Below are 24,588 nucleotides of genomic sequence, written 5' to 3'. Positions count from 1 at the left end.
TTTGCAGCTTCCCGCTAAGCGCGACGCTTTCCGTAGCGTTGGTGAGGCTTTCATCGTGCCGGTTCCTTTCAGGGTTTCGCTCGAGAGATCTAGCCGTAGGGATCTAGCCGGTCTGATTCCACCGTTCTCATTCCGTTATTTCGTTCAGTTTCTCCTCTCGCTGATCGTCATTTCTGAGGATTTCTTCATGACCACTGCTGTACGCAGCGGCCGCTCTGGAAGCTGGGAAAGCTTCTGCGCCTGGATCACCTCCACCAACAACCGCATCTATGTGGGTTGGTTCGGTGTGCTGATGATCCCCTGCCTGCTGGCCGCCACCATCTGCTTCATTGTGGCGTTCATCGCCGCTCCCCCCGTCGACATCGACGGCATCCGTGAGCCTGTGGCCGGCTCCCTGCTCTACGGCAACAACATCATCTCCGGTGCTGTGGTGCCTTCGAGCAACGCCATCGGCCTGCACTTCTATCCCATCTGGGAAGCCGCCAGCCTCGATGAGTGGCTCTACAACGGCGGCCCCTATCAGCTGGTGGTCTTCCACTTCCTGATCGGCATCTCCTGCTACATGGGCCGTCAGTGGGAACTCTCCTACCGCCTCGGCATGCGCCCCTGGATCTGCGTGGCCTACTCCGCCCCGCTCTCCGCCGCCTTCGCCGTGTTCCTGGTCTATCCCTTCGGTCAGGGCTCCTTCTCCGACGGCATGCCCCTGGGCATCTCCGGCACCTTCAACTTCATGCTGGTGTTCCAGGCTGAGCACAACATCCTGATGCACCCTTTCCACATGCTGGGTGTGGCCGGTGTGTTCGGCGGCAGCCTCTTCTCCGCCATGCACGGTTCGCTGGTGACCAGCAGCCTGGTGCGTGAGACCACCGAAACCGAAAGCCAGAACTACGGCTACAAGTTTGGCCAAGAGGAAGAGACCTACAACATCGTCGCTGCCCACGGGTACTTCGGTCGCCTGATCTTCCAGTACGCCAGCTTCAACAACAGCCGCAGCCTCCACTTCTTTCTGGCTGCCTGGCCGGTGGTGGGGATCTGGTTCACCAGCCTGGGGGTGAGCACGATGGCCTTCAACCTCAACGGCTTCAACTTCAACCAGTCGATCCTCGACGGCCAGGGCAAGGTGGTGCCCACCTGGGCTGATGTGATCAATCGCGCCAATCTGGGTATGGAAGTGATGCACGAGCGCAACGCCCATAACTTCCCGCTCGACCTGGCCACCAGCGCAGCCACTCCGGTGGCCCTCATGGCCCCGGCCCTCGGCTGATCCCCAGCCGGCCACGCTTCCCACCGGGCCCCCTCCTTGGAGGGGGCTTTTTGTTGCTCTGTCCCAGGTGGGGCGGCATGGGCTTCAGACTGCACCTCATCCCCTGGCCCGCCGGGCTTTGCCGCCTTCAGCGTCCTTCTGCCCCAGTGCCGCTCGCACCGTTGACCGCCGCGTCCGCCAGCAACTCCGAACCGGCCCGCCAGCGCTGGCCGTGGTGGCCACTGCTCCCTCTCTATCCCTACGGCCGCCGCCGCACCCTGGTGCGCGAGCTGATCCCCAATCAGCTCTGGAGCTTCGAGCAGCTGCAGGGACTGTTCTATGTGGCGGTGCCGATCCGCATGACGGTGGTGCGGCTGCGTCAGGGGCTGATGCTCTATGCCCCCCTGCCCCCCACCGCTGAGCTGTTGTCCGCCCTGAGGGAGCTGGAGGCCACCTACGGACCGGTGCGCACGATCGTGCTGCCCACTGCCTCAGGCCTGGAGCACAAGCTGCCGGCTCCGGCCCTGGCCCGGGCCTGCCCCCAGGCAGAGCTCTGGGTGACGCCCCGCCAGTGGAGTTTTCCCCTGCGCCTGCCCCAGAGCTGGCTCGGCTTTCCCGCCTCCCGCACCCGCGTGCTGTTTGAGCAGGGTCTTCCCCACGGGGATGAATTGCTGTGGCGGGCCCTGGGGCCGCTCAACCTCGGCCTGGGCACCTTCATGGAGGTGGCCTGCCTGCACCGGGCCAGCGGCAGCCTGCTGGTCACCGATGCCCTGGTGGCCATCGGCACCGATCCCCCGCCTGTGTTCAACGCCGATCCCACCCCCCTGCTGTTCCATGCCCGCGACCGGGGCGATCAGCCTCTGGAGGACACCCCCGAGCAGCGCCGCCGCGGTTGGTGGCGGCTGGTGCTGTTCGCCTCCTATCTGCAGCCGGCTCCCCTCAGCGTGGCCGGCTTGAGGGAGGTGTTGCGCCACGCCTTCGCCCCAGGGCTGCGCCGTCCCCGCAGCCACTTCGGCCTCTATCCGTTCCGCTGGCATCCCAACTGGGAGCAGGCCTTTGTGGAGCTGGTGGCGGAGGATGCACCGCGGCCGCAGGTGGCGCCGGTGCTGGAGCGGCTGGTGTTCCCGCGCTGCCGGGCGGCGCTGGTCAGCTGGATCCGCTCCCTGGCGGAGCTGGACGAGACCCGCTGGTTGGTGCCAGCTCACTACGAGGCCCCCGTGCCCTGCACGCCCGAGCGGCTGAGTCGGCTGGCGGATGAGCTGGAGCAGAGACCCTGGGCACCGGATCAGGGCAACTGGTCGACCCTGGCGGGGATTGATCGCACCCTGGTGAAGCTGGGTCTGGTGCCTGCCGAGCCTGCTCCCTGATTTTCAGAGACGGAGGGGGCCGGGATCGGCGTCCAGGTCGTCGCCGCCCGAGCCGCCCATCAGGCTGGCCTCCAGTTCCATGCGCTGCTCCATCTGGCGCAGGAAGTAGCCCGTCATCATCGCCGAGGCCAGCAGTCCGGCCAGGTTGTCGCGGCTGGTCTGGATCTTCACCTCGAAGTGATCGGCGGGCAGCATGCCCAGCAGCCCCTGCACGTTGTGGCGGATGATGTCCTGGATCTCGCCACTGGCGGAGCGGGCGACCCGCTGCAGCACATCCGGAGATTGGTCCTGGAGGTACTGGATCAGGGCATTGCCGCTGATCGCCTCGTTGTCGCTCGTCAGGAACTCAGGGTTGAACATCCTGCCTGTGCGCTGCGTCACGTGCGCACCCTAGTGCAGGCTCAGCGCCTGGCCCAGGCGCTGCTGATCGGGCCGAAGCGGCCCAGGGGCCAGTAGCGCCAGACGGCGGTGCCGATCAGCTGCTCGTCGCTGAGCGCACCCCAGAGGTGGGAATCCAGGCTGGCATTGCGGTTGTCACCCAGCACCAGCAGCTGTCCGGCGTCCGCGGTGAGCGGTTCGAGGCTGTAGTTGATCGGTTCGGCGTTCCAGTCGTGCGCCACCGCCTCGCCATTGCGAACGAGGCGGCCGTCGCGCACCTCGATGCGGTCGCCCGGCAGGCCCACCACGCGCTTGATCAGGGCACTGGACGGGTCGTAGCCGGCCTCCTGCAGCAGCGCCGGTGGATGGAACACCACCACGCTGCCCAGGGGCAGGGGCCGGTGCAGGCGGACCCGCACCTTCTCCACCAGCACCCGGTCGTTGAGCTGCAGGGCGGGCAGCATCGAGCCCGAGGGGATCCAGCGGGGTTCGATCACGGCCCAGCGCAGCAGCAGGGCCAGGGCCACCCAGGCCAGCAGGGGCAGCAGCTGGCGGCGGATCGCCCCCCAGGGCCCGGGGGCCTGGGGTCCACCCGGCTCCGGTGCGTCCTCTGGCGCGTGGTTGGGGGTGGCGGGTGCGCCCAAGCGGAGGGGAACAATGGGGCATCCATCCTGCAGCGCTGCACCACCCGCGCTGCGGCCCACGCCTCGCCCACCCGCCCGATGGCCCCAGACGATGGCCTTGAACAGGATGTGCTGGCCGCCGCCAACCTGCGGGCGGCGCTGATCCTGCTGGGAGCCCTGGTGGAGGGTGGGCTCGGCCATCTGGTGCTGGCTCCCGGCAGCCGTTCCGGGCCGCTGGCGGCGGCGGCGGGGCTGTTGCAACGGCGCCGGGCGCTGGCGCTGCACACCGCCATCGACGAGCGCTCGGCCGCGTTCTTCGCCCTCGGACTGGGGCGCGGCAGCGGCCGGGCGGCCGCGGTGATCACCACCTCCGGCACGGCGGTGGCCAACCTGCTGCCCGCCGCCGTGGAGGCGGATTTCGGCACCATTCCCCTGCTGCTGATCAGTGCCGATCGGCCGGCCCGCCTCAAGCACTGCGGCGCCAACCAAACCGTGAACCAGGAGCGGTTTCTGCTCGCCAGCGTGCGCTGGCTGGGGGAGGGAGATCCCGCCGGCCTGGCGGCGATGGAGGCGGCCAGCCTGGAGCAGCTGGCCCGCCGGGCCCTGGCCGCCACGGCTGCTGGGCCGGACGGCCCAGCGGGCCCCGTGCACCTCAATCTGCCCTTTGAAGAGCCCCTCCATGCCGGCGCTGAGGCCCTGGAGGCCCTGGCACAGACGCCGCTGGCCCCTGCCCCCCCAGTGCCGTTGGCGCGGCCCCTCACCGCTCCCGCGCCGATCGGCCTTGCTGGCCTCGATCCCCGGCGGCCTGGCCTGGTGGTGGCCGGTCCCTGGCGAGGGTGCCCCCAGGCCTGGCCCGGATTCCTGGCGGCTCTGCGGCGCTGGCAGCAGCACTGCGGCTGGCCCCTGCTGGCGGATGGCCTCAGCGGCCTGCGCGGCATCCCCGGCCTGGCATCGCTGGCGGGCTACGACCTGCTCGCCGCCCCGCCGGCCGAGCTGCTGGCGGACCAGGTGCTGCGGCTGGGGCCGCTGCCGGCCAGCCGGCCCCTCCAGCAGCTGCTGCAGCGCTGCGGCGGCCGCCAGCTGCTGATCAGTGAGGGCGATCCCCGCCGTCTCGATCCCCTCGGCTGCTGCCCTCAGCAGTGGTGTGGCGGCCTGGAGGCCTGGGTGGAGCAGTTGCCGCCGGCGCCGCCCCAGCCATCGCAGGCCAACCGGCGCCACGCCGCGGCCTGGCAGGAGGCCGACCGCGACCTGCAGGCCTGGCTGGATCAGCAGCTGGGCGGCGGGCCAGGGGATGGGGGCGGCGCCCCCTGGAGTGAGCCGGCCCTGGCCCGCCTGCTGGCCCGAATGCTGCCGGCGGAGCTGCCGCTGGTGATCGCCAACAGCTCGCCGGTGCGCGACTGGGAGAGCTTCACCCCCGCAGATGGCCCCTGGCGTCCGATCCACGCCTTCCGCGGCGCCTCGGGCATCGATGGCACGCTGTCGCTGGCCTGCGGCGTGGCGGAAGCGGCCGGCCGTGCCGTGCTGCTCACCGGTGATCTGGCCCTGCTGCACGACAGCAACGGCTGGCTCTGGCACCACCAGCTGGGGGGCCGACTCACGGTGGTGCTGATCGACAACGGGGGCGGCGGCATCTTCGAGCAGCTGCCCATCCGTTGCCAGCCCGAGGGGCCGCTGGATTTCGAGCGCTTGTTCGCCATGCCCCAGGCGGTTGATCCCCTCGCCCTGGCGGCGGCCCACGGTGTGCCCGGCCGCGCTCCGCTCGGCTCGGAGGCACTGGAGCGCGACCTGGCCTGGGCTCTGGATCTCCCCATGGCCCTGCTGCTGCTGCGCAGCGACCGGCGCCGGGACGCGGAGCGCCGCCGGCAGCTGCGCAGAATGGCCCCTGTCCCCGCCTCTGCGCCATGACCGCGGCCCCGCCGGCCTGGCAACCCGTGAGCTGGCAGCAGCTGGGCGCCTACGAGGACATCCGCCTGGAGCGCAGTGACGAGGGCATCGCCCGCATCACCATCGATCGCCCCCACAAGCGCAACGCCTTCCGGCCGCGAACGGTGCAGGAGTTGTGCGATGCCTTCTCGCGGGTGCGCGACGATCCCCGCCTCGGTGTGGTGCTGTTCACCGGCGCGGGGCCGGCGGCCGATGGTGGCTGGGCCTTCTGTGCCGGCGGCGACCAGAGCGTGCGTGGCGAGGGCGGCTATGTGGATGAGCAGGGACTGCCGCGGCTCAACGTGCTGGATCTGCAGCGCCTGATCCGCAGCCTGCCCAAGGTGGTGATCGCCCTGGTGGCGGGCTACGCCATCGGTGGCGGCCAGGTGCTGCATCTGCTCTGCGACCTCTCGATCGCCGCCGACAACGCCCGTTTCGGCCAGACCGGTCCCCGGGTGGGCAGCTTTGACGGCGGTTTCGGTGCCGGCTATCTGGCCCGGGTGGTGGGCCAGCGCAAGGCCCGTGAAATCTGGTTTCTCTGCCGCCAGTACGCAGCGGCGGAGGCCCTGGAGATGGGCCTGGTGAATGCGGTGGTGCCCCTGGAGCAGCTGCAGCAGGAGGGGGTGCGCTGGGCCCGGGAGGTGCTGCAGCACAGCCCCACGGCCCTCCGCTGCCTCAAGGCCGCCTTCAACGCTGAAACCGATGGCCTGGCGGGGATCCAGGAGCTCGCCGGTCAGGCCACTCACCTCTTCTACCGAACCGAGGAGGGCCGGGAGGGCCGCAACGCCTTCCTGGAGAAGCGGCCCCCCGACTTTTCCGGCTCCCCCTGGTTACCTTGAGGTCACAGGTGGCCGGTTTGACGCGCACCGCCATGGCGCATCTCACGCCCAGCCTGCTGCCCGCACTGGCCCTTGCCCTGCTGCCTGCCCTGGGCCTGGTTCCTGCTGGTGCAGCCACCATCCCCGGCAGCGCAGCCAGCCCCTCCCCCGCTTCAGCGGTCTCCAGGCCGACCGTTCAGCGGCACCTGGTGCTCGATCGCAGCGCCCGCCGGTTGCTGGTGCTCGAGGCGGGCCGTGAACTGCGCCGCTTTCCCGTGGCCATCGGCCGCCCGGGCTGGGAGACGCCCGTGGGGCAGTTCCGCGTGATCGAGCTGGTGGCCGACCCGATCTGGGAGCATCCCGCCACGGGAGTGCATGTGCCGCCGGGCCCGGCCAATCCCCTCGGCAGCCGCTGGATCGGCTTCCACCGCGACTGCCACGGCCGCCGTGGCTTCAACGGGCTGGAGGTGCTCACCGTGGAGGGCTGCGTGAGCGCGGGCTTCCACGGCACCCCCCAGCGCGAGAGCGTGGGGCGGGCGGTGTCCCACGGCTGCGTGCGGCTGTTCGATGAGCACGTGCGCGAGCTGTTTGACCTGGTGGAACTGGGCACCCCGGTCACGGTGCTGCCCTGAGGCCAGCCGCCTCAGCCCTGCTGAGGGAGCGACCACGCACCACCCCTACAGTTGCGCCCACCTGTAGCAGTGCCTGGATGCGGATCCTGTTTGCCGCCGCCGAATGCGCACCCCTGATCAAGGTGGGTGGCATGGGTGATGTGGTGGGCTCCCTGCCGCCGGCGCTGGCCGGGTTCGGCCACGACGTGCGCACGATCATCCCCGGCTACGGCAGGCTCTGGTCGCTGCTGAGCATCCCCGAGCAGCCGGTGTGGCGTGGCCACACCATGGGCAACGACTTCGCCGTGTTCCAGACCGCGCACCCTGTGAGCGGGCTGCCCCTCTATCTGGTGGGCCATCCGGTGTTCGACGCCGAGCGCATCTACGGCGGTGAGGACGAGGACTGGCGCTTCACCTTCTTCGCCAGTGCCACCGCCGAGTTCTGCTGGCACCACTGGAAACCCCAGGTGCTGCACTGCCACGACTGGCACACCGGCATGCTGCCGGTGTGGATGCATCAGGACCCGGAGGTGAGCACCGTGTTCACCATTCACAACCTCCGCTATCAGGGCCCCTGGCGCTGGAAGCTCGACCGCATGACCTGGTGCCCCTGGTACATGCAGGGTGATCACACCATGGCGGCGGCCCTGCTCTACGCCGACAGTGTCAATGCCGTGTCGCCCACCTACGCCCAGGAGATCCGCACCGCCGAGTACGGGGATGGACTCGAGGGGCTGCTCAATTTCGTCAGCGGCAAGCTGCGCGGGATCCTCAACGGCATTGACACCGAGGCCTGGAATCCAGCCACCGACGCCACCCTGCCGGCCCGCTTCAGTGGCGACGATCTGGCTCCACGGGAGACCAACAAGCGGGCGCTGCAGGAGCGCTTCGGCCTCACGGTGAATCCCCGCAGCTACCTGATGGCGATGGTGAGCCGGCTGGTGGATCAGAAGGGGGTGGATCTGTTGCTGCAGGTGGCCGATCGCGCCCTGGCCTACACCGACAGCCAGATCGTGGTGCTGGGCACGGGCGATCGGACCTATGAGTCGGGTCTGTGGCAGATGGCCTCCCGCCAACCGGGTCGCTTCGCCGTGTTCCTCACCTACGACGACGCCCTCTCCCGCCTGATCTATGGCGGCAGCGACGCCTTCCTGATGCCCAGCCGCTTCGAGCCCTGCGGCATCAGCCAGATGCTGGCCATGCGCTATGGCTCCATCCCCGTGGTGCGCCGGGTGGGTGGCCTGGTGGACACGGTGCCCCCCAACGACCCCGGCGCTGAGGGGGGCAAGGGCAGCGGCACCGGCTACGGCTTCGACCGCTACGAACCGATCGACTTTTACACCGCGATCGTGCGCTCCTGGGAGGCCTACCGCAATCCGCTCGCCTGGTCCCAGCTGCAGCGCCGGGCCATGGCCGTCGACTTCAGCTGGGACCGCTCGGCCCTGGCCTACGACGCCATGTACCGCGAGGTCTGCGGCGTCAAGGAGCCCACGCCCGAGGCGGCGGCGGTGGAGCAGTTCTCCCAGGGTCAGGATGCCGACCCCAGCCGCCGGGGGCTCGGGGCTCTGCTCAAGCGTCGCTAGGCCCGGGCCGGTGGGCGAGCAGCGGCCGGCTCCATCCCCGGCGGGCCGGGATCTGCCTGGTGGTCGCGACCTGCCTGCCCCCTACGAGGATCCCTGGAAGCTGCTGCGGCGGGATCTGCGGGCCGTACTGGCCTCGCTGCGGCTGCGCGTCTGGGAGCTGAGCCGGCGCAACTGGCAGGGCGATCTGCCCGTGCCGGCCCTCTGGCCCCGCCGCCTCGCGCCCTGGTTCTGGCCCCTGCTGCTCGCCCTGGCGGTGGCCACCGCGGTTGCGCTGCTGGTGCTGGCCTTGAACGCGTTGCCGGAGCCCCGGGTCCGCTCCGCGCCCCCGCCTCCCTCACCGCCTCTCTCCCCCTCTTCCTCCCCGCCTCGGTCGGCGGCGCTCGACGAGCTGACCCAGAGCGAGGCGAGCCAGGTTCAGGAGCCAGCCGGCGGCGCTGCCGGCGCTGCCGGCGAAGAGGCCGCTGAGCTTGCGCCCCGGACACCGCTCGACAGGTCCCGGCCCCCCGCCCCGGCGGGCCCCGCCCCGCCTGGGCCCAGCCCCGATCCACTGCTGGCGCTGCTGCAGCCGGCCGATCCCCGCCGGCTGGTGCTGGCCGCGCGCGAGCGGCCTGTCTTCGCTTGCTTGCGACTGGAGCTCACGGCCGGCTTCCAGAGCCTGGTCAGCGGTGAGCAGCAGCGCCAGGCCGAGGCGTGGCGGCTCCGGGCCCTGGAGCTGGGCTACGAGCGTCTGGAGCTGGTGGATGGATCGGGGCGCCTGCTGGGACGGACCGCCCGGGTGGGCTCGGGCATGATCCTGCTCGATGCCGCGGGCGCCGCCGATGTCGCTTGATCTCCAGCAGTTGCATGAGCTCTGGGGACCTCCCCTCACCCCCGCGGCACCCTTGGCCGTTGAGCCCCTGCTGGTGAGCACCGACAGCCGGCGTCTCAGCGCTGGTGGAGTGTTCCTGGCGCTGGTGGGGGAACGCTTCGACGGGCACCGCTTTCTGCGGCAGGCCCTGGCCGCCGGCAGTAGGGCCCTGGTGGCCCAGCGTGACCGCCTGAGCGGCGCCGACCTGGCGGAGCTCAGGGCAGCGGCGGCGGCGGCCGGCGCGGCCCTGTGGCTGGTGGACGACACCCTGCAGGCCTATCAGGACCTGGGTCGGCTGTGGCGTGAGCGGCTCGCGGCGCCGGTGGTGGCGGTGACCGGCTCGGCCGGCAAGACCAGCACCCGGGAGCTGATCCGCGCCGTCCTGGCTCCCCTCGGCCCGGTGCTCGCCTCCAGCGGCAATGAGAACAACGACGTGGGTGTGCCCCTCACCCTGCTCAGGGCCGGCGCCGGGCACTGCGCCGTGGTGGTGGAGATGGGCATGCGCGGGCTGGGTGAGATCGAGCGGCTGAGCCGCTGCGCCCGCCCCGATGTGGCGGTGATCACCAACCTCGGCACCGCCCACATCGGCCGTCTCGGCAGCCGCGAGGCCATCGGCACGGCCAAGTGCGAGATCGTCACCGGTCTGGCGCCCGGGGGCGTGGTGGTGATTCCGTCCGGCGATCCCCTGCTCGATGCCAGCCTGACCCGGGTGTGGAGCGGGCGGGTGCTGCGGGTGGCCCTGTGCGGCGATCCCGGGGAGGACGACGCTGAGCTGGTGGGTGTGCTCGATGAGGCGGCCGGCTGCCTGGAGGTCGCCGGGGTGTGTCTGCCGCTGCCCCTGGAGGGCCGACACCAGGCCCGCAACCTGATGCTCGCGCTGGCGGTGGCCCAGGAGCTGGGCCTACCGCCCGCTCGCTGGCAGCCCCTGGCCGTGGACCTGCCGGGTGGCCGCAGCCGGCGCCTTGAGCTCGCCGGGGTGACGATCCTCGATGAGACGTACAACGCCTCACCGGAGGCGATGCTGGCCTCCCTGGAGCTGCTGGCGCGCCAGCAGGGCGGCCGCCGCTACGCCGTGCTGGGCACGATGCTGGAGCTCGGCGAGCGTGGCGTGGAGCTGCACCGCCAGGTGGCGGAGCGGGCCGTGGAGCTCGGCCTCGATGGCCTGGTGCTGGTGGTGGGCGGCGCCGAGGGCGACGCCATGGCCGCGACCGCGGCGGCGCTGCCGCGACTTGCTCGGGTGCCCACCCCCGAGCAGGCGGCCGAGCCGTTGCGGGACTGGCTGGAGTCCGGCGATGTGGTGCTGCTCAAGGCCAGCCGCAGCGTCGCGCTGGAGCGCCTGCTGCCGCTGCTGCAAGCGTTCAGGTCGCAGCTGGCCGGTCCCTAGCGATAGGCCTGGGCTACTGCCATTTGCCGCCCTTGCAGACTCTTCCCTCAATAACGGTTCCTTCGGGGAACTCCTGGCCTTTGTAAGTACAGGCTGCCTCTGCGATCTGAGGCCAAGCAACCATTACTCCAATAAAACCAACCGCAACAGCGGCCAGCAGTGCCTTTAGTCTCGTCATCGACGCCCTCCTCTTGGCGCGTTTACCTTCTTGGGAAGGTAACGACTTTTCTGGCTTTTGCAAGTCGACCAGGTGCCTCTGCGGCTTCAACCAACTCTTTGTAGCCCGTAAAGACAACGCTTTGATCTGTTCCACATTGCTTGTGCGGAATAGCCTGGTGCTCTTTGCCGACGTCCATGAATCCATTGTTACCGTCTAATACCTGCACACTGATAACCCCCTGCAGGCTTGTATCCTCTTTGCATACATAGAAAATTGGAGCCGAAATTGTCGGATCGTAGCGAACATCTACATCTCTGTACTCCCAATAAAATGGGCCTTCGCTTTTATTCGCGGCTTCAACTATCTCCTGCCCTATATCTGATTCATGGGCGTGCTTTCGAATGACACTTATCATATGTGTAATCAGCGCTTGTCGTTCGTAGGGACTGGTCGTATTCTCATTAAGCAGCTTATCTATGACTGACTCGATTCGCTCGCGGTCTGATATCTCAACGTGAACGCCGCTGTCACCTATTGTAAGCTTGCCCGTCTTGCTTTGATTGCCCCATAAAAAACCGAGGAACAAGGCAGTTACTGCCACTGCAGCTAATGCAAAATACTTTGATCCAATCCCTCCAGTTGGGTCGTCGTCCGCCATTCATAGGGAAGCAACAACATAATGGTATCAGTGAATTCGCACTAGCGTACTACAGGAATGTAGCAAGCGCCACAGTTTTGTAAATTCTTGGCTCGCCGGGTTGGCCGCCCACCTCCTGAACTGAACGGAGTCAGGATGATTCATCGACGCCAGATCGGAGACGCCAAATCAGACTTGCACCAGATCGGAGCACGGGGACAAGCGGTGCCCCGGCCCACCATCTCTCATCGCGCTACTGCCAGGACCGCCAGAACGCCCCCCTCACCAATGTGGCCATCAGGTTTGCCGTGCACCGCTCTCAATCCTTTATTGACGCAGGGCTCATTCGGGTGCCGAGAACCTTCATCGTCACCGGCATCGTTTTGCGTGCGCCAGCGCCGATGCCAGCTACAGAGCAGCTAGAGCCCCATGTACTCAGATGCGCTAGCGCGGTCCGGTCCAGTCCTCCTTCACCAACTGGCGGGCGCGGCCCAGGGCCAGGGCGCCGCTGGGCACGTCCCGGGTGAGGGTGGAGCCGGCGCCCACGGTCACGTTGGCACCGAGCGTGATCGGTGCCACCAGCACCGAGTTGGCGCCGGTCTTGCTGCCGGCTCCGATCACGGTGCGGTGCTTGCGCACCCCGTCGTAGTTGGCGGTGATCGTGCCGGCGCCCACATTGACTCCGGCACCGAGATCGGCATCGCCGATGTAGCTGAGGTGGTTCACCTTCACCCCTTCGGCCAGGGTGCTGTTCTTCACCTCCACGAAGTTGCCCACATGACAGCCCGCCGCCAGCAGGGCCCCGGGTCGCAGCTGGGTGAAGGGGCCCACCGTGCAACCCGGGCCCACGCCGGCCTCGCGCAGCACCGCATGGAGGATCTGGCTGCCCTCGCCCACCTGGCTGTCCTCGATCAGGCAGCCCGGGCCGACGCGGCAGCCCGGGCCGATGGTGGTGTTGCCGCGGAAGTGGCACTGGGGCTCTACCACCACGTCGCGGCCGAAGCGGGTGCCGTCGCTGAGAGTGCAGCTGGCCGGATCGGTAAAGGTCACCCCCTCGCGCATCCAGTGCTCCCGCAGCCGCTGCTGCAGCACCGCCTCGCACTGGGCCAGCTGGATGCGGTCGTTGATGCCGTTGATCTCGTCGGCATCGGCCACCTCCAGGTGCATGGCCGGGCTGAGCAGGGCCACCGTGTCGGTGAGGTAGAGCTCGCCCTGGTCGTTGTCGCTGCGCAGCCGGGGCAGCACCGCCGCCAGCTTTTCCCAGTTGAAGCAGTAAATGCCGGCGTTGATCCGGTTGATCTGCCGTTCTGCCTCACTGCAGTCGCGGTGCTCCACGATCTGCTGCACCCGGCCGTCCTCGGCCGCCAGCACGCGGCCGTAACCGCTGGGATCGGCCAGCCGGGCGCTGAGCAGGGTCACCGCGGCGCCATTGGCGCGGTGGGTCTCCAGCAGCTGCTCGAGGGTTTCGGGCCTCAGCAGCGGCACATCTCCGTTGAGCACCAGCAGCTCGCCGCTGAAGCCGGCCAGGGGCTCGAGCAGTTGCTGCACGGCATGGCCGGTGCCGTTCTGGGGCTGCTGCAGCACGAACTCCAGACCCTCGTGCCGGGCCAGCGACTGCTCCACCCGCTCGGACTGGTGGCCCACGATCAGCAGCCGCCGCTGCGGGCTGAGTCGCTCGCAGCTGGTGAGCACCCGCTCCACCAGGGTGGCTCCGGCCAGGGGCTGGAGCACCTTGGGCAGGTCGCTCTTCATGCGGGTGCCCTTTCCGGCGGCCAGCACGGCAACGGCGAGCATCGGCGGGGCGGAGCAACTGGGCGGGAATCTACGTGGGCTGCCGAGGGGGCTTGGCGCTGGCCCGTGTGTGCCCCTCCAGTCCCCAGCGGCGCCGCCAGGCGCTGGTGGGGCCGGCGCCGCTGGCTGCCTGGGCCCGTCGCCGCGCCGCCAGGATCGCGGCGGCGACGGCCTGGCCGCCGGGGTCGCGGTAGGGCTCGGCGGCACGGGTGCCGAGGTGCTCGATCTCCATCGCTGTGAGCGGCCGCAGGGGGCTGTCTGGTTCGGTGCCGATCGGCAGGAGAGAAGGGCTGGCGGCGGTGCCATAGCTCCAGGGGGCGATCCGCGGGGATGGGTCCGCGGCCCCCTGCTGCGGAGGTGGCGGGATCGAGGCCAGCTGCAGCCCTGCCAGCTGCAGGCTGCGGCGCACGGCGGCGGCGCAGCAGTAGGTGAGCAGGCGGCCGTCGGGCCGTAGCAGCCGGGCCAGGGCGCTCAGAAACTCCAGGCTCCAGAGCTCGGGACAGCGCCGGGGGGAGAAGGCATCGAGCAGCACCAGATCGCAGCGGCCGGCCAGCTGCTGCCGCTCCAGCAGGTCGCCCAGCCGGCTGCGGGCATCGCCCCAGAGCAGCCGGGCCGTGCTGTCTTGGTTGCTGCTTCGGATGTCGCCTTGGCTCCAGCCGCCGTGCTCCAGCAGGCTCCTGAACAGCGCCACGGTGCCGGGTTGCCACTGGCGGCGGAAGGGTTCAGAAGCCAGGGCCTGACGCAGCGGCTGGGGATCCAGCTCCAGGCCCCAGATCTGCAGCGTCAGCCCTCGCCCTGAGGCCGCCTCCAGCAGGGCGGCGCTGTTGGTGCCCAGGCCGAAGCATACATCCACCACCACCAGCCGTTGGCCGGGGCTGAAGCGCTCCAGCTCGGCCGGCTGCACGAACTTGGCTCGGGCCTCGCTGAGGGCACCGATCGGCCCGTGGAAGCCCTCGCCGAAGTGCTCGCTCCAGAGGCTGAAGCTGCCGTCGGCGCCGGACCGGGACCTCAGACCAGGCGTCCCATCCGGCCGATTCGGGCCTGCTTCAGCTGCGCAGCCGCTCGAGGTCATCCCAGAAGCCCGGGTAGGACACGGCCGCCGCCTCGGGGCCGTGCAGGGTGGTGCTGCCGCGGGCGATGCCCGCAGCCACCGCCAGGCTCATGGCCACGCGGTGATCGGTCTCGCTGTCCACATCGGCGCCGTGGAGTTCGGTGTTGCCGGCGATGGCCAGGCCGTCGTCGAACGCCTCGATGCGGGCGCCCATGGCCCCGAGTTGGCGCGCCATCACCGCCAGGCGGTCGGTTTCCTTCACGCGCAGCTCGGCGGCATCGCGGACCCGGCTGGTGCCCTCGGCGGCGCAGGCGGCCACCGCCAGCACCGGGATCTCGTCCACCAGGCGGGGGATCAGCTCACCGCCGATCTCGAAGGCCTGCAACGGCCCGTGAGACACCTGCAGATCGCCCACCGGCTCGCCGGCCACATCGCGCGCGTTGAGCACCACGATGCGGGCGCCCATCTGCTCCAGCACCTCGAGGATGCCGGTGCGGCTGGGGTTGAGCCCCACGTTCTCCACCGTGAGCGCGGCGCCGGGGGTGATGGCGGCGGCCACCAGCCAGAAGGCGGCGGAGCTGATGTCGCCCGGCACCACCACGCTCTGGCCCCGCAGGGCGTGGCCGGGGGTGAGGGTCACCTCGGTAAGGCCGGGCCCGCCCACCTGCAGCCGGGCCCCGAAGGCCCGCAGCATGCGCTCGCTGTGGTCGCGGCTCTGGGCCGGCTCGATCACGGTGGTGGGGCCCTCGGCGGTGAGGGCCGCCAGCAGGATGGCGCTCTTCACCTGGGCCGAGGCCACCGGCGTGTGGATGGTGGTGCCGTGCAGCGGCTGGCCCAGCACCGCCAGCGGGGCGAAGTTGCCGTCTCTGCGGCCGTGGATCACAGCGCCCATCTGCGTCAGGGGCGCGCCCACCCGCCGCATCGGCCGGCCCCGCAGGGAGGCGTCGCCGCTGAGCACGAAGTGACGCCCCACCCGCCCGGCCAGCAGGCCCAGCATCAGGCGCATGGTGGTGCCGGAATTGCCGCAATCGAGCACGTCGTGGGCCTCCTGGAAGCCATCGAGCCCCACCCCCTGCACCGTCACTGGCTCACCGGCGCGGATCTCCGACACCGTCACCCCCATGGCGCGCAGGCAGGCGGCGGTGCTGAGCGGGTCTTCCGCCGGGAGCAGGCCCTCGATGCGGGTTTCGCCCTCGGCGATGGCCCCGAACAGCAGGGCCCGGTGGGAGATCGACTTGTCGCCCGGCACCCGCACCCGGCCGCGCAGGCAGCGGCCAGCAGGGAGCTGCAGTGGTGTGCTGGTGTGCGAGGGGAGACCCAAGGTGCCCGCAGTCGGGTGCGGCGATCCTATGCAGTGCGCTGATGGCAGCCGTTCAGCCCAGCAGCAGGCCTCCAGCGCTGGCCTGCGCCGCCTCGGCGCTGCGCAGGTCGAACAGCAGATCCTCCAGGGTCACGTCCCTCAAGGTGCGCAGCAGGGCCTGGTGCAGGCGCCGCTCCAGGGCCGCCGTGACCTGCGCGCTTGCTGCTGGTTCCGGCTCCGCTGCCCCCCCGGCGCCGAGCTGATCGATGGGGCTGGCGGAGAGCTGGAACGGATGGTTGAGGGCGGCCATCACCTCGGCCGCTGTGATCCCACTGGCCGGCCGCAGCAGGCGATAGCCACCGCTGCGGCCACGCCGCGCCTCCAGCACCCCGGCGCGCCGGAGCTGGAGCAGCAGTTGTTCGAGCATCGGCTCCGGCAGGTGCTGGGCCGTGGCCAGGGCATGGGTGGAGCACCAGCGCTGCGGATCGCCCGCCAGCTCCAGCAGGGCCTTGAGGGCGTGGCTGGCCTGACGCGAGAGCATCGTTCAGCGAGCGGGCGTGGCTTCGGCCCCCAGTGCGCCGGCCAGGCGCTCCAGCACGTGCTCGAGGGTGTAGCCGAACAGGGCCGGATCCGGGGGTTCGAGCCCGATGTCGGCCAGCCCCAGCTCCGCCCAGCGGCTGTCGATGCGGGCTTCGAGCTCCGCGGGCCGCTGCAGCGGTTCACCCCAGGGGTGGCGCTTCTCCGGGCCGATCTTGGTGGTGGCGTCGATCGCCAGTCGGCCGCCGAGGCCCAACCGTTCGCTGGCGAAATCGAGGGAATCGAAGGGGGTGTCTTCGAGCACGAACAGATCGCGCTGGGGATCCACCAGGGCGCTGATCGCCCAGATCACCTGGCGCGGGTCGCGGATGTTGATGCTCTTGTCCACCACCACCACAAACTTGGTGTAGGTGAACTGGGGCAGCGCGCTCCAGAAGGCCATCGCCGCCCGCTTGGCCTGGCCTGGGTAGGCCTTGTCGATGGCGATCACGGCCAGCTTGTAGCTGAGCCCCTCCATCGGCAGGAAGAAATCCACGATCTCCGGGATCTGCTGGCGCAGGATCGGCGTGTAGATCCGGTTGAGGGCGATCGCCAGCATCGCGTCCTCCTTGGGCGGCCGGCCGCTGAAGGTGGTGAAGTAGATGGGATTGCGCCGCTGGGTCACGCACTGGATGCGCACCAGCGGTGAGGGCTCGACGCCGCCGTAGAAGCCCATGTGGTCGCCGAAGGGGCCGTCGGCCAGCTCCTCGCCGGGGGTGATCGTGCCCTCCAGCACCACTTCGCTGTGGCTGGGCACCTCCAGGTTCACCGTCTTGCACTTGGCCAGCCGCACCCCTTCGCCCGCGTAGAGGCCGGCGAACAGCCACTCGCTCAGCTGCACCGGGATCGGCGTGGCCGCCGCCAGCACCAGCAGGGGATGCACGCCGATGGCGATGGCGATCTCCAGCTTCTTGCCCATCGCCGCCGCCTTGCGCAGGTGGCGGGCGCCGCCGCGCACGCTCAGCCAGTGCACCGTCATCGTGTTGCTGCTCTGCTGCTGCAGCCGGTACACGCCCACGTTGGGGGTGCCGGTTTCGGGGTCCTTGGTGATCACCAGCCCCAGGGTGATGATCCGGCCGCCATCGCCCGGCCAGGGGCGCAGCAGCGGCAGGGCATCGAGGTTCACCGCCTCCCCCTTGAACACCTGCTGGCGGCAGGGGGGGGTGAGGTCGAGGTCGGGCTTGGCCCTGAGCACATCGAGCAGCACCGACCCGAAGCGCACCGCCTCGCGCGCACCCTTGGGGGGGCGGGGCTGTTGCAGCAACGCCAGCCGCTCGCCCAGGGTTTCGAGCTCCTCGGGCCGCTCCATGCCCATGCTCCACAGCACCCGCTCCTGGGTGCCCATCAGGTTGATCGCCACCGGCATCGAGGAGCCGATCACGTTTTCGAACAGCAGGGCCGGGCCACCGGCGGCCAGCACCCGGTCGGCGATCGCCGCCAGTTCGAGGTCGGGATCCACCGGGGCGCTGATGCGGCGCAGCCGGCCCCGCTCCTCCAGCAGGTTCAGGAAGCGGCGCAGGTCACGACCGTGCTTGATCGCCAAGGGGATTAGGGCTTGCGAGCGTCCTGATCACTGTGGCGCAGGGCTTCGGGCAGTGCTGACACACTGAACCGGCTTCCGGGCCACGACTCCGTGCAGATTTCCTATTTCCACACCTCCGAGCACGTTCCGCTGATCAGCCCGCCGGCGGACGGGGGCCCGGACGCGGCGGTGGTGATCGATGTGCTGCGGGCCACCACCACGATCGCCTGGGCACTGCAGAACGGAGCCGAGGCGATCCAGGCCTTCGCAAGCCTGCAGGAGCTGGAGGCCGCTGCCGAGGCCTGGCCGGCGGAGGCCCGGCTGCGCGCCGGCGAGCGCGGTGGCGAGCGCGTGGCGGGCTACGACCTGGGCAATTCGCCGCTGGCGGTGACCCCCGCGCTGGTGGGCGGCAAGCGCATCTTCATGAGCACCACCAACGGCACCCGCTCCCTGGCGGCGGTGCGGGAGGTGCCCCTGCTGCTCACCGCCTGCCTGCCGAACCGCACGGCCGTGGCGCGGCTGCTGCTGGAGCGGGGCTGCCAGCGGGTGTGGGTGGTGGGCAGCGGCTGGGAGGGGGATTACTCCCTGGAGGACAGCCTGGCGGCCGGTGCGCTCGCCTCCGCCCTGTGTGAGCTGGCTGTGGCGCCCCACGGCCAGGTGCAGTTCACCAACGACGAGATGCTCGCCGCCCTGGCCCTCTGGCAGCAGTGGCGCCAGGATCCGGAAACCTGTCTGCGGGTGGCCAGCCATGGCCAGCGGCTGATGGGGCTGGGCGACCACGACAGTGATCTGGCCTGCTGCAGTGCGGTGGACACCCTCCAGGTGGTTCCCATGCAGGCGGAGCCCGGGGTGTTGCGGGCCAGCTGAGGTGGGCTCCGATACACTTCGCCGGTTCGATCCGTCGATGTGGTGAGCAGCTATCTGGCGGCAGCTGTGCAGCTCACCAGCACGCCGGACCCTGACGCCAATTTCGCGGCCGCTGAGGAACAGATCGAGCTGGCCGCTCGCCGCGGTGCCGAACTGGTGGGCCTGCCGGAGAACTTCGCCTTCATGGGCGAAGACAACCTGCGCCTGCAGCTGGCGCCTGAGCTGGCGGAGCGCTGCAGCCGCTTCCTGGTGACCATGGCCCGGCGCTACCAGGTGACCTTGCTGGGCGGCGGTTTCCCGGTGCCGGCCGGGGAGGGCCTCACGCTCAACCGCGCTGAGCTGGTGGGCACCGAAGGGGAGCTGCTGGCCCGCTACGACAAGATCCACTTGTTTGATGTGGACCTGCCCGACGGTGACACCTACCGCGAGTCGGCCACGGTGCAGCCGGGCAACGAGCTGCCCCCAGTGGTGGAGGTGCCGGGGCTGGGGCGCATCGGTCTCTCGATCTGCTACGACGTGCGCTTCCCGGAGCTCTACCGCCACTTGGCCCGGCAGCGGGCCGACGTGCTGATGGTGCCGGCGGCCTTCACCGCCTTCACCGGCAAGGACCACTGGCAGGTGCTGCTGCAGGCCCGGGCGATCGAGAACACGTCCTACGTGGTTGCCCCGGCCCAGACCGGGCTGCACTACGCCCGGCGCCAGACCCATGGCCATGCCCTGGTGATCGATCCCTGGGGCACGGTGCTGGCTGATGCCGGCGTTGCTCCCGGCCTGGCGGTGGCGCCGATCGACCCTCGCCATGGCCAGCGGGTGCGGGCCCAGATGCCCAGCCTCCAGCACCGCCGGCCCGCCCTGTTCGCAACCCGCTGATGCGGCCGCTGCGGCGCTGGCTCGGATCGCGCTGGCTCGGCTGGCGGGGGGTGCTGGTGCTGGCCCTGCTGCTGGCGGATCTGCCGGCCCTGGCCTCGAGCCTGGCCGCCTGGCGGGTCACACGCCAGGGGATCCTGGAGCTGCGCACAACCCCCGACGTGTCCCTGCAGGCGTATTACGAGGCGGGTGAGGCCGGCCGCGGTCCGCGGGTGTGGGTGGATTTTCCCGGCGCCCCCCAGCGCAGCCGCACGATCCGGGGCAGTGGTGCGATCCGGGAGGTTCGCATCGGTCAACCCACTCCCACCACCACCCGGCTGGTGCTGGAGTTCGCGCCCGGCACCCGGCTCGATCCCCGTAGCCTGCGCCTGGTGGGCACGGCCCGCGACCGCTGGCGGATGGAATTCCGCGGGTTGGATCGCCCCGTGCTGCTCGGCCTGGGCGAGGGCAACATCGAGGCCTCCAGCGTCTGGGCCGCTGCGCCCCACACTTCGTTTCCCACCGCCACAGCCCCCCTTTCGGCCGATGGCCTGCCGGTGGTGCCCAGGGGCCGCCATCTGGTGGTGATCGATCCCGGCCACGGTGGCCCCGATCCCGGTGCGGTGGGCATCGGCGGACTGCGGGAAACCAATGTGGTGCTTGATGTATCCCTGCAGGTGGCGCGGCTGCTGCAGGCCCGCGGCGTGCAGGTGACGCTCACCCGCACCAGCGAGATCGACCTCGACCTGCCACCGCGGGTTTCGATCGCCAACCGTTCCGGTGCAGCCGCCTTCGTGAGCATCCACGCCAACGCGCTGAGCATGGCCCGGCCTGATGTGAATGGGGTGGAGACCTTCTTTTTCTCCGGAGGCCCCTCCCAGGCTCTCGCCAGTTCCCTGCAGCGCCGGATGATGGCCGCTTCCCCAGGCACTCCCAACCGGGGGGTGAAGCAGGGCCGCTTCTTCGTGATCCGCCGCACCGTGATGCCGGCGGCGCTGGTGGAGATGGGCTTCGTCACCGGTGCCATCGACGCTCCCCGGCTGGCCAACCCCGATTTCCGGCGGCGCATGGCGCTGGCCATCGCCGCGGGCATCCTCGATTACCTCGGGGGGCGCTGATGAGCCTGCTGGTGGGCCTGTTTGACAGTGGTCTGGGCGGGCTCACGGTGCTCCGGCGGGTGCAGGCCCGCTATCCCCACTCCCCCTGTCTCTACCTGGGTGACACGGCCCGCGTTCCCTACGGCACCCGCAGTGTCGAGGACATCCGTGCCATCGCCGCCGAGGTGGTGACGTGGTTGCGGCTCGAGGGAGTGGGTGTGCTGGTGATGGCCTGCAACACCTCCAATGCCCTGGCCCTGGATGTGGCGGTGGCCCAGGCCGGCGTGCCGGTGGTGGGGTTGATCGACAGCGTGGCGGCGGTGATCGACAGCGACCGGGTGGGCGTCTTGGCAACCCCCGCCACTGCCGCCAGCGGGGCCTACCGGCGCGCCATCCATGCCAGCCGGCCCCGGGCCCTGGTCACCGAGGTGGGCTGTCCGGCCTTCGTGCCCCTGATCGAAGCGGGCCGCTTGGAGGGCCTCGAACTGCGGGAGGCGGCCAACCGCTACCTGGCCCCCCTGCTGGCGGCGCAGGTGGACACCGTGGTGCTGGGATGCACCCACTATCCGTTGCTGCGGGCGCTGCTCCAGGAGCTGCTGCCGGTCGGCACCCGTCTGATCGACCCGGCCGAGGCGGCGGTGGAGCGGCTGGGCCCCCTGCTGGCCAGCCTGGGCGACCTGCCGGAGTCGGAGCAGGGCCAGGCGCTGTTTGTGGCACCGCAGCACAGCACCCGCCTCTGCGTCACCGGTTGCCCCGACAGCTTCGCCACATCGGCCAGCACCTGGCTGGGGTGCCGCCCAGCGGTGGAGCGCGTGAGCCTGCGGTCGGCTGGTTGCGCCGCCTAGGATCGCGCCACAGAGGAGGTGTCGTGGCAACGGTTGCTGAGCTGCTCCAGCCGGTGGAAGCCGATCTCGATGCCCTGCTGGCCGACCTGCGCAGCCTGATCGGAGCCGGTCATCCGATCCTCCAGGCCGCCGCCGAGCACCTGTTCGCCGCTGGCGGCAAACGCCTGCGCCCCGGGATCGTGCTGCTGCTCTCCCGCGCCTTCACACCCGATGGCGAGCTGAGCGCGCGCCACCGCCGCCTGGCCGAGATCACCGAGATGATCCACACGGCCTCCCTCGTGCACGACGACGTGGTGGATGAGGCCGCCACCCGCCGTGGTGTCGACACCGTGCACAGCCGTTTCAACCACCGCGTGGCGGTGCTGGCTGGAGATTTCCTGTTCGCGCAGGCCAGTTGGCATCTGGCCAACCTTGACGACCTGGACGTGGTGAAGCTGCTCAGCCGCGTGATCATGGACCTGGCCGATGGCGAGGTGAAGCAGGGTCTGTTCCGCTACGACACCGGCCAGAGCTTCGAAACCTATCTTGAGAAGAGTTACTGCAAAACCGCTTCCCTGATGGCCAACAGCGCCCGGGCTGCGGGCGTGTTGTCCGAGCTTCCGCCCGAGCGGCTCGACGCTCTGCACCGCTTTGGTCGCCAGCTGGGTCTGGCCTTCCAGGTGGTGGATGACATCCTTGATTTCACCGGCAGCGACCAGCAGCTGGGCAAACCCGCCGCCAGTGATCTGGCCTCCGGCTATCTCACCGCTCCAGCGCTCTACGCCCTCGAGGAGCGGCCGGCCCTGGCCGGGCTGATCGAGCGGGAGTTCAGCCAGGATGGGGATCTGGAGCAGGCCCTGGCCCTGGTGCGCGGCTGCGAGGCGATCCCGCGCTCCCGCGCCCTGGCCGAGCGCTTCACCCGCGAAGCCTCGGAGGCCATCGAATGGCTACCTGCCTCTGAGCCCCGCAGCGCCCTGCGCGCCCTGCCCGACTTCGTGCTCAGCCGGCTCTACTGAGCGCCTCGGCGCTGATGGTCGCGCTCGTAAGCGCAGCCTGCGATCACTGTTCCTGCCCCTCGCACGGTGGGGTTGACCTGATCGCCATCTCTGGCAGGTAGAAATGGGCCACCTGTCCACGGCCGCGGAACCAGGTTTCGTGGCTCGGGTCCAGGGTGGAGGGATGCAGATCCCAGCGGCACGCCAGGTAACCCGCAAACCCATGAAGGTCTATGGGGTTCTCGTCCCAGTTCACCACACTGAACCCCTCCAGCACCGGCTCTGGCGGCTCAGCGTCTGCTGCATCAGCTGGTGCTCCGCTTGCTGGGTCGACTGGTGATTCGACCGCTCCCTCAGCAGAGCTCTGCCTGGCCGCCATGCGCACGAAGGTGCTGATGTTGCCGAGGCCATCGGCCGGGTGATCGCTACCGAGGTTGTGCTCCAGGGAGAACTTGCGGAAGTAGAGCTCGCGCGCCCGGGGATAGGCCAGCGGGGGTGCCGCGGCCAGCAGTGCATCCAGGGCCTGCTCCAACACACTCGGGCGCCACTCGAACGCAGGCGCTGGATCGGAACGTGGTTCCTCGGGATCCGGAGCCGGCTCCCAGCGGTTGCTGTCCTCTGGCTCCAGTGGCACTGGTTAGCGAGAGGCTGATTCCAGAGCCAGCAACCGGCGGGCGTGCTGGCGACGCAGCACCACCTGCCAGCGCCGCAGCCTTTGCCGCAACCGCAACCGCAGCCTTTGCCGCCGCAGCAGCAGTCGCAGTCGCAGCCGCTTGAGGCTCCCCTGAAGGTGCTGCAGCCGTGAACTGACCCGGCTGGTGAGATTCAGCCTGCGCAGCCGACCCTGCCAACGTCTCAGGCGGCGGCGCAGCTGCCGCTGCCGAGACCTCAGCAGCGGCAGCTTCGTCGCCGCCCTGTCCCCTGCACGATCAACCGCACTGGCTGGCGCTGGCGGCAGCTGCTGTTGCTGGGCGGCAGCGTGCAGGGCTCCGCGGACGGACTGGCGCAGTCGCTCCTGTTCCTCCATCAGCTCGCTCAGCTCACGGCGGAGCATCTGGCGCTGATAGCCAAACTTGCCCTCGTAGATCGAAGGCAGGGCTGCAATCAGCTCCCTGTAGCGGGCCAGTTCAGCGCGGTTGCGGGCCAGTTCCGCTTCAAGCCTGGCCAGGGGCGGGCCGATCCCAACGGCAGGAGCCTGCTCGGGCACAGCATCAGGATCGGACTCCATGCCTGTCATTCAAGCGGCGGTGCAAGCCTGGCCTCAGTCCATCTTCACCTCGCGGAGCGAGCGCAGGCAATGGCTGCCAGCGGGAAACCGCCGGGCATCGATGCCCCCATGCAGGAGCACCACCACCTGGCAGCCGGCGGCGGCGGCGGCGGCGGCGCCGGCCAGCGAATCCTCGAAGGCCCAGCACCGAGCTGGCTCCACCCCCAGCCGTCGGGCAGCCAGCAGAAAGGGATCGGGTGCGGGCTTGCCGGCCTGCAGCTCCGGGTCATCGCCGTGGATGCGCACGACGATGACATCCAGCCAGGGATGGGGGCCGCTCTTGAGGGCAACTGAAGACCTGGCGCTGCTGGTGACCAGCGCCATCGGGATCTCCAGTTGGCGGCAGCGCTGCAGCAGCTCCGGCGCCCCGTCGATGGCCGCGGCCCGCACCAGCAGCGCTTCGGCGATGGGCTGGCGCACGACCAGCAGCTCCTCCACCGAAGGGACCTGGCCCTGGTTCTCCCGGATCCAGTTCCGCACCTGGTGGGCGCAGTCGAGGCGCCGCCGGCCGCGCAGCAGCACCAGCTCGGCCTCGCTCAGGTCGCGGCCGAAGTGACGGGCTGCCTGCCGCCAGGCGCTGGCGTGCAGGGGCTCGGTGTCGAGCAGCAGCCCGTCGAGGTCGAACAGGCAGGCGGCTGGGCGGGACATGCGCTCAGTCTCTCAGCCGACAGCGCTGACTTCTTCCTAGGTTTGAAGTTATAGGCACTGGACACAGCCTCTGCGGCGGGCGTGACTCCGACCAGGTGTGCAAGGTAGCGCCCCTCCGAGTGGTGTAACTCAGGAGGTCCTGTGACCCTCTCCGGAGGGTGAACAGGAGCAGTCAGGGGATGACTGCCTGGAAGCTGATTGCGCAGCTCCGTTTATCCACTATGAACCCT

The 24,588-nt window shown here is 69.8% G+C and carries 24 protein-coding genes; 13 read left to right on the top strand and 11 right to left on the bottom strand.

Translation table 11 applies throughout. From position 1 onward, the window contains the following. Positions 1–187: 187 nt before the first annotated feature. Together psbA and KBY96_RS12810 are read left to right on the top strand one after the other, a co-directional pair. Entirely contained in the window at positions 188–1,264 is a 1,077-nt protein-coding gene (psbA, locus tag KBY96_RS12815; RefSeq protein WP_254979843.1) for a photosystem II q(b) protein, read from the top strand. Between the two features lie 161 nt (positions 1,265–1,425). Continuing rightward, the gene (locus KBY96_RS12810; RefSeq protein WP_254979842.1) at positions 1,426–2,610 is read left to right on the top strand and encodes a DUF4336 domain-containing protein; all 1,185 of its coding nucleotides are present in this window, start codon (positions 1,426–1,428) and stop codon (positions 2,608–2,610) included. 3 nt (positions 2,611–2,613) lie between these two features. Here KBY96_RS12810 and KBY96_RS12805 read toward each other — a convergent pair whose 3' ends face one another. Together KBY96_RS12805 and lepB are read right to left on the bottom strand one after the other, a co-directional pair. After that, a complete protein-coding gene (locus KBY96_RS12805; RefSeq protein WP_254979841.1) occupies positions 2,614–2,970 on the bottom strand; it encodes a DUF760 domain-containing protein in 357 nt (118 codons plus the stop codon). 41 nt (positions 2,971–3,011) lie between these two features. Next, positions 3,012–3,548: a signal peptidase I gene (gene lepB, locus KBY96_RS12800; RefSeq protein WP_254979892.1), complete on the bottom strand. Its 537-nt coding sequence runs from the start codon at positions 3,546–3,548 to the stop codon at positions 3,012–3,014. Between the two features lie 162 nt (positions 3,549–3,710). Here lepB and menD point away from each other — a divergent pair, with 162 nt between their 5' ends. The 6 genes from menD to murF all read left to right on the top strand — a co-directional run bounded on the left by menD (position 3,711) and on the right by murF (position 10,777). Next, on the top strand, positions 3,711–5,516 hold the full coding sequence (gene menD, locus KBY96_RS12795) for a 2-succinyl-5-enolpyruvyl-6-hydroxy-3-cyclohexene-1-carboxylic-acid synthase (protein ID WP_254979840.1): 1,806 nt from the start codon (positions 3,711–3,713) through the stop codon (positions 5,514–5,516). Next, positions 5,513–6,373, top strand: coding sequence for a 1,4-dihydroxy-2-naphthoyl-CoA synthase (gene menB, locus KBY96_RS12790; RefSeq protein ID WP_254979839.1), 861 nt, complete (start codon positions 5,513–5,515; stop codon positions 6,371–6,373). Before menD ends, menB begins: the two co-directional genes overlap by 4 nt. A gap of 32 nt (positions 6,374–6,405) precedes the next feature. Next, the gene (locus KBY96_RS12785) at positions 6,406–6,984 is read left to right on the top strand and encodes a L,D-transpeptidase (protein ID WP_254979838.1); all 579 of its coding nucleotides are present in this window, start codon (positions 6,406–6,408) and stop codon (positions 6,982–6,984) included. 77 nt (positions 6,985–7,061) lie between these two features. Next, on the top strand, positions 7,062–8,546 hold the full coding sequence (gene glgA / locus KBY96_RS12780) for a glycogen synthase GlgA (protein WP_254979837.1): 1,485 nt from the start codon (positions 7,062–7,064) through the stop codon (positions 8,544–8,546). A 10-nt stretch (positions 8,547–8,556) separates the two neighbouring features. Continuing rightward, positions 8,557–9,375, top strand: a complete 819-nt coding sequence (locus tag KBY96_RS12775; protein ID WP_254979836.1) for a hypothetical protein — start codon at positions 8,557–8,559, stop codon at positions 9,373–9,375. Next, positions 9,365–10,777 carry a UDP-N-acetylmuramoyl-tripeptide--D-alanyl-D-alanine ligase gene (gene murF, locus KBY96_RS12770; RefSeq protein WP_254979835.1) on the top strand — a complete coding sequence of 471 codons (1,413 nt, stop codon included), beginning with the start codon at positions 9,365–9,367 and terminating at the stop codon, positions 10,775–10,777. The genes KBY96_RS12775 and murF overlap by 11 nt, the downstream gene beginning before the upstream one ends. 200 nt (positions 10,778–10,977) lie before the next feature. Here the strand turns inward: murF and KBY96_RS12765 are convergent, their stop codons facing one another. The 6 genes from KBY96_RS12765 to KBY96_RS12740 all read right to left on the bottom strand — a co-directional run bounded on the left by KBY96_RS12765 (position 10,978) and on the right by KBY96_RS12740 (position 17,835). After that, a complete protein-coding gene (locus KBY96_RS12765) occupies positions 10,978–11,595 on the bottom strand; it encodes a hypothetical protein (protein ID WP_254979834.1) in 618 nt (205 codons plus the stop codon). 423 nt (positions 11,596–12,018) lie between these two features. Beyond that, on the bottom strand, positions 12,019–13,368 hold the full coding sequence (glmU, locus tag KBY96_RS12760) for a bifunctional UDP-N-acetylglucosamine diphosphorylase/glucosamine-1-phosphate N-acetyltransferase GlmU (protein ID WP_254979833.1): 1,350 nt from the start codon (positions 13,366–13,368) through the stop codon (positions 12,019–12,021). A 28-nt stretch (positions 13,369–13,396) separates the two neighbouring features. Next, the gene (locus tag KBY96_RS12755) at positions 13,397–14,437 is read right to left on the bottom strand and encodes a tRNA (5-methylaminomethyl-2-thiouridine)(34)-methyltransferase MnmD (RefSeq protein ID WP_254979832.1); all 1,041 of its coding nucleotides are present in this window, start codon (positions 14,435–14,437) and stop codon (positions 13,397–13,399) included. Continuing rightward, positions 14,412–15,737 (bottom strand): 3-phosphoshikimate 1-carboxyvinyltransferase, encoded by a 1,326-nt coding sequence (gene aroA / locus KBY96_RS12750; protein WP_254979831.1) that lies wholly within the window; start codon positions 15,735–15,737, stop codon positions 14,412–14,414. The genes KBY96_RS12755 and aroA overlap by 26 nt, the downstream gene beginning before the upstream one ends. 52 nt (positions 15,738–15,789) lie before the next feature. Beyond that, on the bottom strand, positions 15,790–16,257 hold the full coding sequence (locus KBY96_RS12745; RefSeq protein WP_254979829.1) for an Rrf2 family transcriptional regulator: 468 nt from the start codon (positions 16,255–16,257) through the stop codon (positions 15,790–15,792). Between the two features lie 3 nt (positions 16,258–16,260). Beyond that, complete coding sequence (locus tag KBY96_RS12740; protein ID WP_261358444.1) at positions 16,261–17,835, bottom strand: UbiD family decarboxylase; 1,575 nt, start codon at positions 17,833–17,835, stop codon at positions 16,261–16,263. A gap of 90 nt (positions 17,836–17,925) precedes the next feature. On the opposite strand from KBY96_RS12740, the gene KBY96_RS12735 reads away from it, so the two are divergent. Genes KBY96_RS12735 through sds form a run of 5 tightly spaced genes read left to right on the top strand, consistent with a single transcriptional unit; the run spans position 17,926 to position 22,464 of the window. After that, on the top strand, positions 17,926–18,681 hold the full coding sequence (locus KBY96_RS12735; RefSeq protein ID WP_254979827.1) for a 2-phosphosulfolactate phosphatase family protein: 756 nt from the start codon (positions 17,926–17,928) through the stop codon (positions 18,679–18,681). Positions 18,682–18,723: 42 nt separating this feature from the next. After that, complete coding sequence (locus KBY96_RS12730) at positions 18,724–19,551, top strand: carbon-nitrogen hydrolase family protein (protein WP_254979825.1); 828 nt, start codon at positions 18,724–18,726, stop codon at positions 19,549–19,551. Beyond that, positions 19,551–20,645, top strand: a complete 1,095-nt coding sequence (locus tag KBY96_RS12725) for an N-acetylmuramoyl-L-alanine amidase (RefSeq protein WP_254979824.1) — start codon at positions 19,551–19,553, stop codon at positions 20,643–20,645. Before KBY96_RS12730 ends, KBY96_RS12725 begins: the two co-directional genes overlap by 1 nt. Next, entirely contained in the window at positions 20,645–21,469 is an 825-nt protein-coding gene (murI, locus tag KBY96_RS12720) for a glutamate racemase (RefSeq protein ID WP_254979823.1), read from the top strand. Before KBY96_RS12725 ends, murI begins: the two co-directional genes overlap by 1 nt. A gap of 23 nt (positions 21,470–21,492) precedes the next feature. Then, positions 21,493–22,464: a solanesyl diphosphate synthase gene (gene sds / locus KBY96_RS12715; RefSeq protein WP_254979822.1), complete on the top strand. Its 972-nt coding sequence runs from the start codon at positions 21,493–21,495 to the stop codon at positions 22,462–22,464. Positions 22,465–22,507: 43 nt separating this feature from the next. Here sds and KBY96_RS12710 read toward each other — a convergent pair whose 3' ends face one another. The 3 genes from KBY96_RS12710 to KBY96_RS12700 are packed head-to-tail and all read right to left on the bottom strand — an operon-like array spanning position 22,508 to position 24,358. Beyond that, entirely contained in the window at positions 22,508–23,077 is a 570-nt protein-coding gene (locus KBY96_RS12710; RefSeq protein ID WP_254979821.1) for a hypothetical protein, read from the bottom strand. A 3-nt stretch (positions 23,078–23,080) separates the two neighbouring features. Further along, a complete protein-coding gene (locus KBY96_RS12705; protein WP_254979820.1) occupies positions 23,081–23,671 on the bottom strand; it encodes a hypothetical protein in 591 nt (196 codons plus the stop codon). Between the two features lie 33 nt (positions 23,672–23,704). Continuing rightward, a complete protein-coding gene (locus tag KBY96_RS12700) occupies positions 23,705–24,358 on the bottom strand; it encodes an HAD family phosphatase (protein ID WP_254979819.1) in 654 nt (217 codons plus the stop codon). Positions 24,359–24,588: the final 230 nt, after the last annotated feature.

The sequence above is a fragment of the Cyanobium sp. ATX 6A2 genome, from assembly GCF_024346355.1.
Lineage (GTDB): Bacteria > Cyanobacteriota > Cyanobacteriia > PCC-6307 > Cyanobiaceae > NIES-981.
This window is presented reverse-complemented; position numbering and strand designations above follow the sequence as displayed.

Excerpts from the sequence above, each read along its gene's own strand:
- psbA (WP_254979843.1), top strand. The coding sequence starts at position 188 with ATGACCACTGCTGTACGCAGCGGCCGCTCTGGAAGCTGGGAAAGCTTC.
- KBY96_RS12805 (WP_254979841.1), bottom strand. The coding sequence starts at position 2,970 with ATGTTCAACCCTGAGTTCCTGACGAGCGACAACGAGGCGATCAGCGGC.
- menD (WP_254979840.1), top strand. The coding sequence starts at position 3,711 with ATGGCCCCAGACGATGGCCTTGAACAGGATGTGCTGGCCGCCGCCAAC.
- menB (WP_254979839.1), top strand. The coding sequence starts at position 5,513 with ATGACCGCGGCCCCGCCGGCCTGGCAACCCGTGAGCTGGCAGCAGCTG.
- KBY96_RS12785 (WP_254979838.1), top strand. The coding sequence starts at position 6,406 with ATGGCGCATCTCACGCCCAGCCTGCTGCCCGCACTGGCCCTTGCCCTG.
- glgA (WP_254979837.1), top strand. The coding sequence starts at position 7,062 with ATGCGGATCCTGTTTGCCGCCGCCGAATGCGCACCCCTGATCAAGGTG.
- murF (WP_254979835.1), top strand. The coding sequence starts at position 9,365 with ATGTCGCTTGATCTCCAGCAGTTGCATGAGCTCTGGGGACCTCCCCTC.
- KBY96_RS12765 (WP_254979834.1), bottom strand. The coding sequence starts at position 11,595 with ATGGCGGACGACGACCCAACTGGAGGGATTGGATCAAAGTATTTTGCA.
- glmU (WP_254979833.1), bottom strand. The coding sequence starts at position 13,368 with ATGCTCGCCGTTGCCGTGCTGGCCGCCGGAAAGGGCACCCGCATGAAG.
- KBY96_RS12755 (WP_254979832.1), bottom strand. The coding sequence starts at position 14,437 with ATGACCTCGAGCGGCTGCGCAGCTGAAGCAGGCCCGAATCGGCCGGAT.
- KBY96_RS12745 (WP_254979829.1), bottom strand. The coding sequence starts at position 16,257 with ATGCTCTCGCGTCAGGCCAGCCACGCCCTCAAGGCCCTGCTGGAGCTG.
- KBY96_RS12725 (WP_254979824.1), top strand. The coding sequence starts at position 19,551 with ATGCGGCCGCTGCGGCGCTGGCTCGGATCGCGCTGGCTCGGCTGGCGG.
- murI (WP_254979823.1), top strand. The coding sequence starts at position 20,645 with ATGAGCCTGCTGGTGGGCCTGTTTGACAGTGGTCTGGGCGGGCTCACG.
- KBY96_RS12705 (WP_254979820.1), bottom strand. The coding sequence starts at position 23,671 with ATGGAGTCCGATCCTGATGCTGTGCCCGAGCAGGCTCCTGCCGTTGGG.
- KBY96_RS12700 (WP_254979819.1), bottom strand. The coding sequence starts at position 24,358 with ATGTCCCGCCCAGCCGCCTGCCTGTTCGACCTCGACGGGCTGCTGCTC.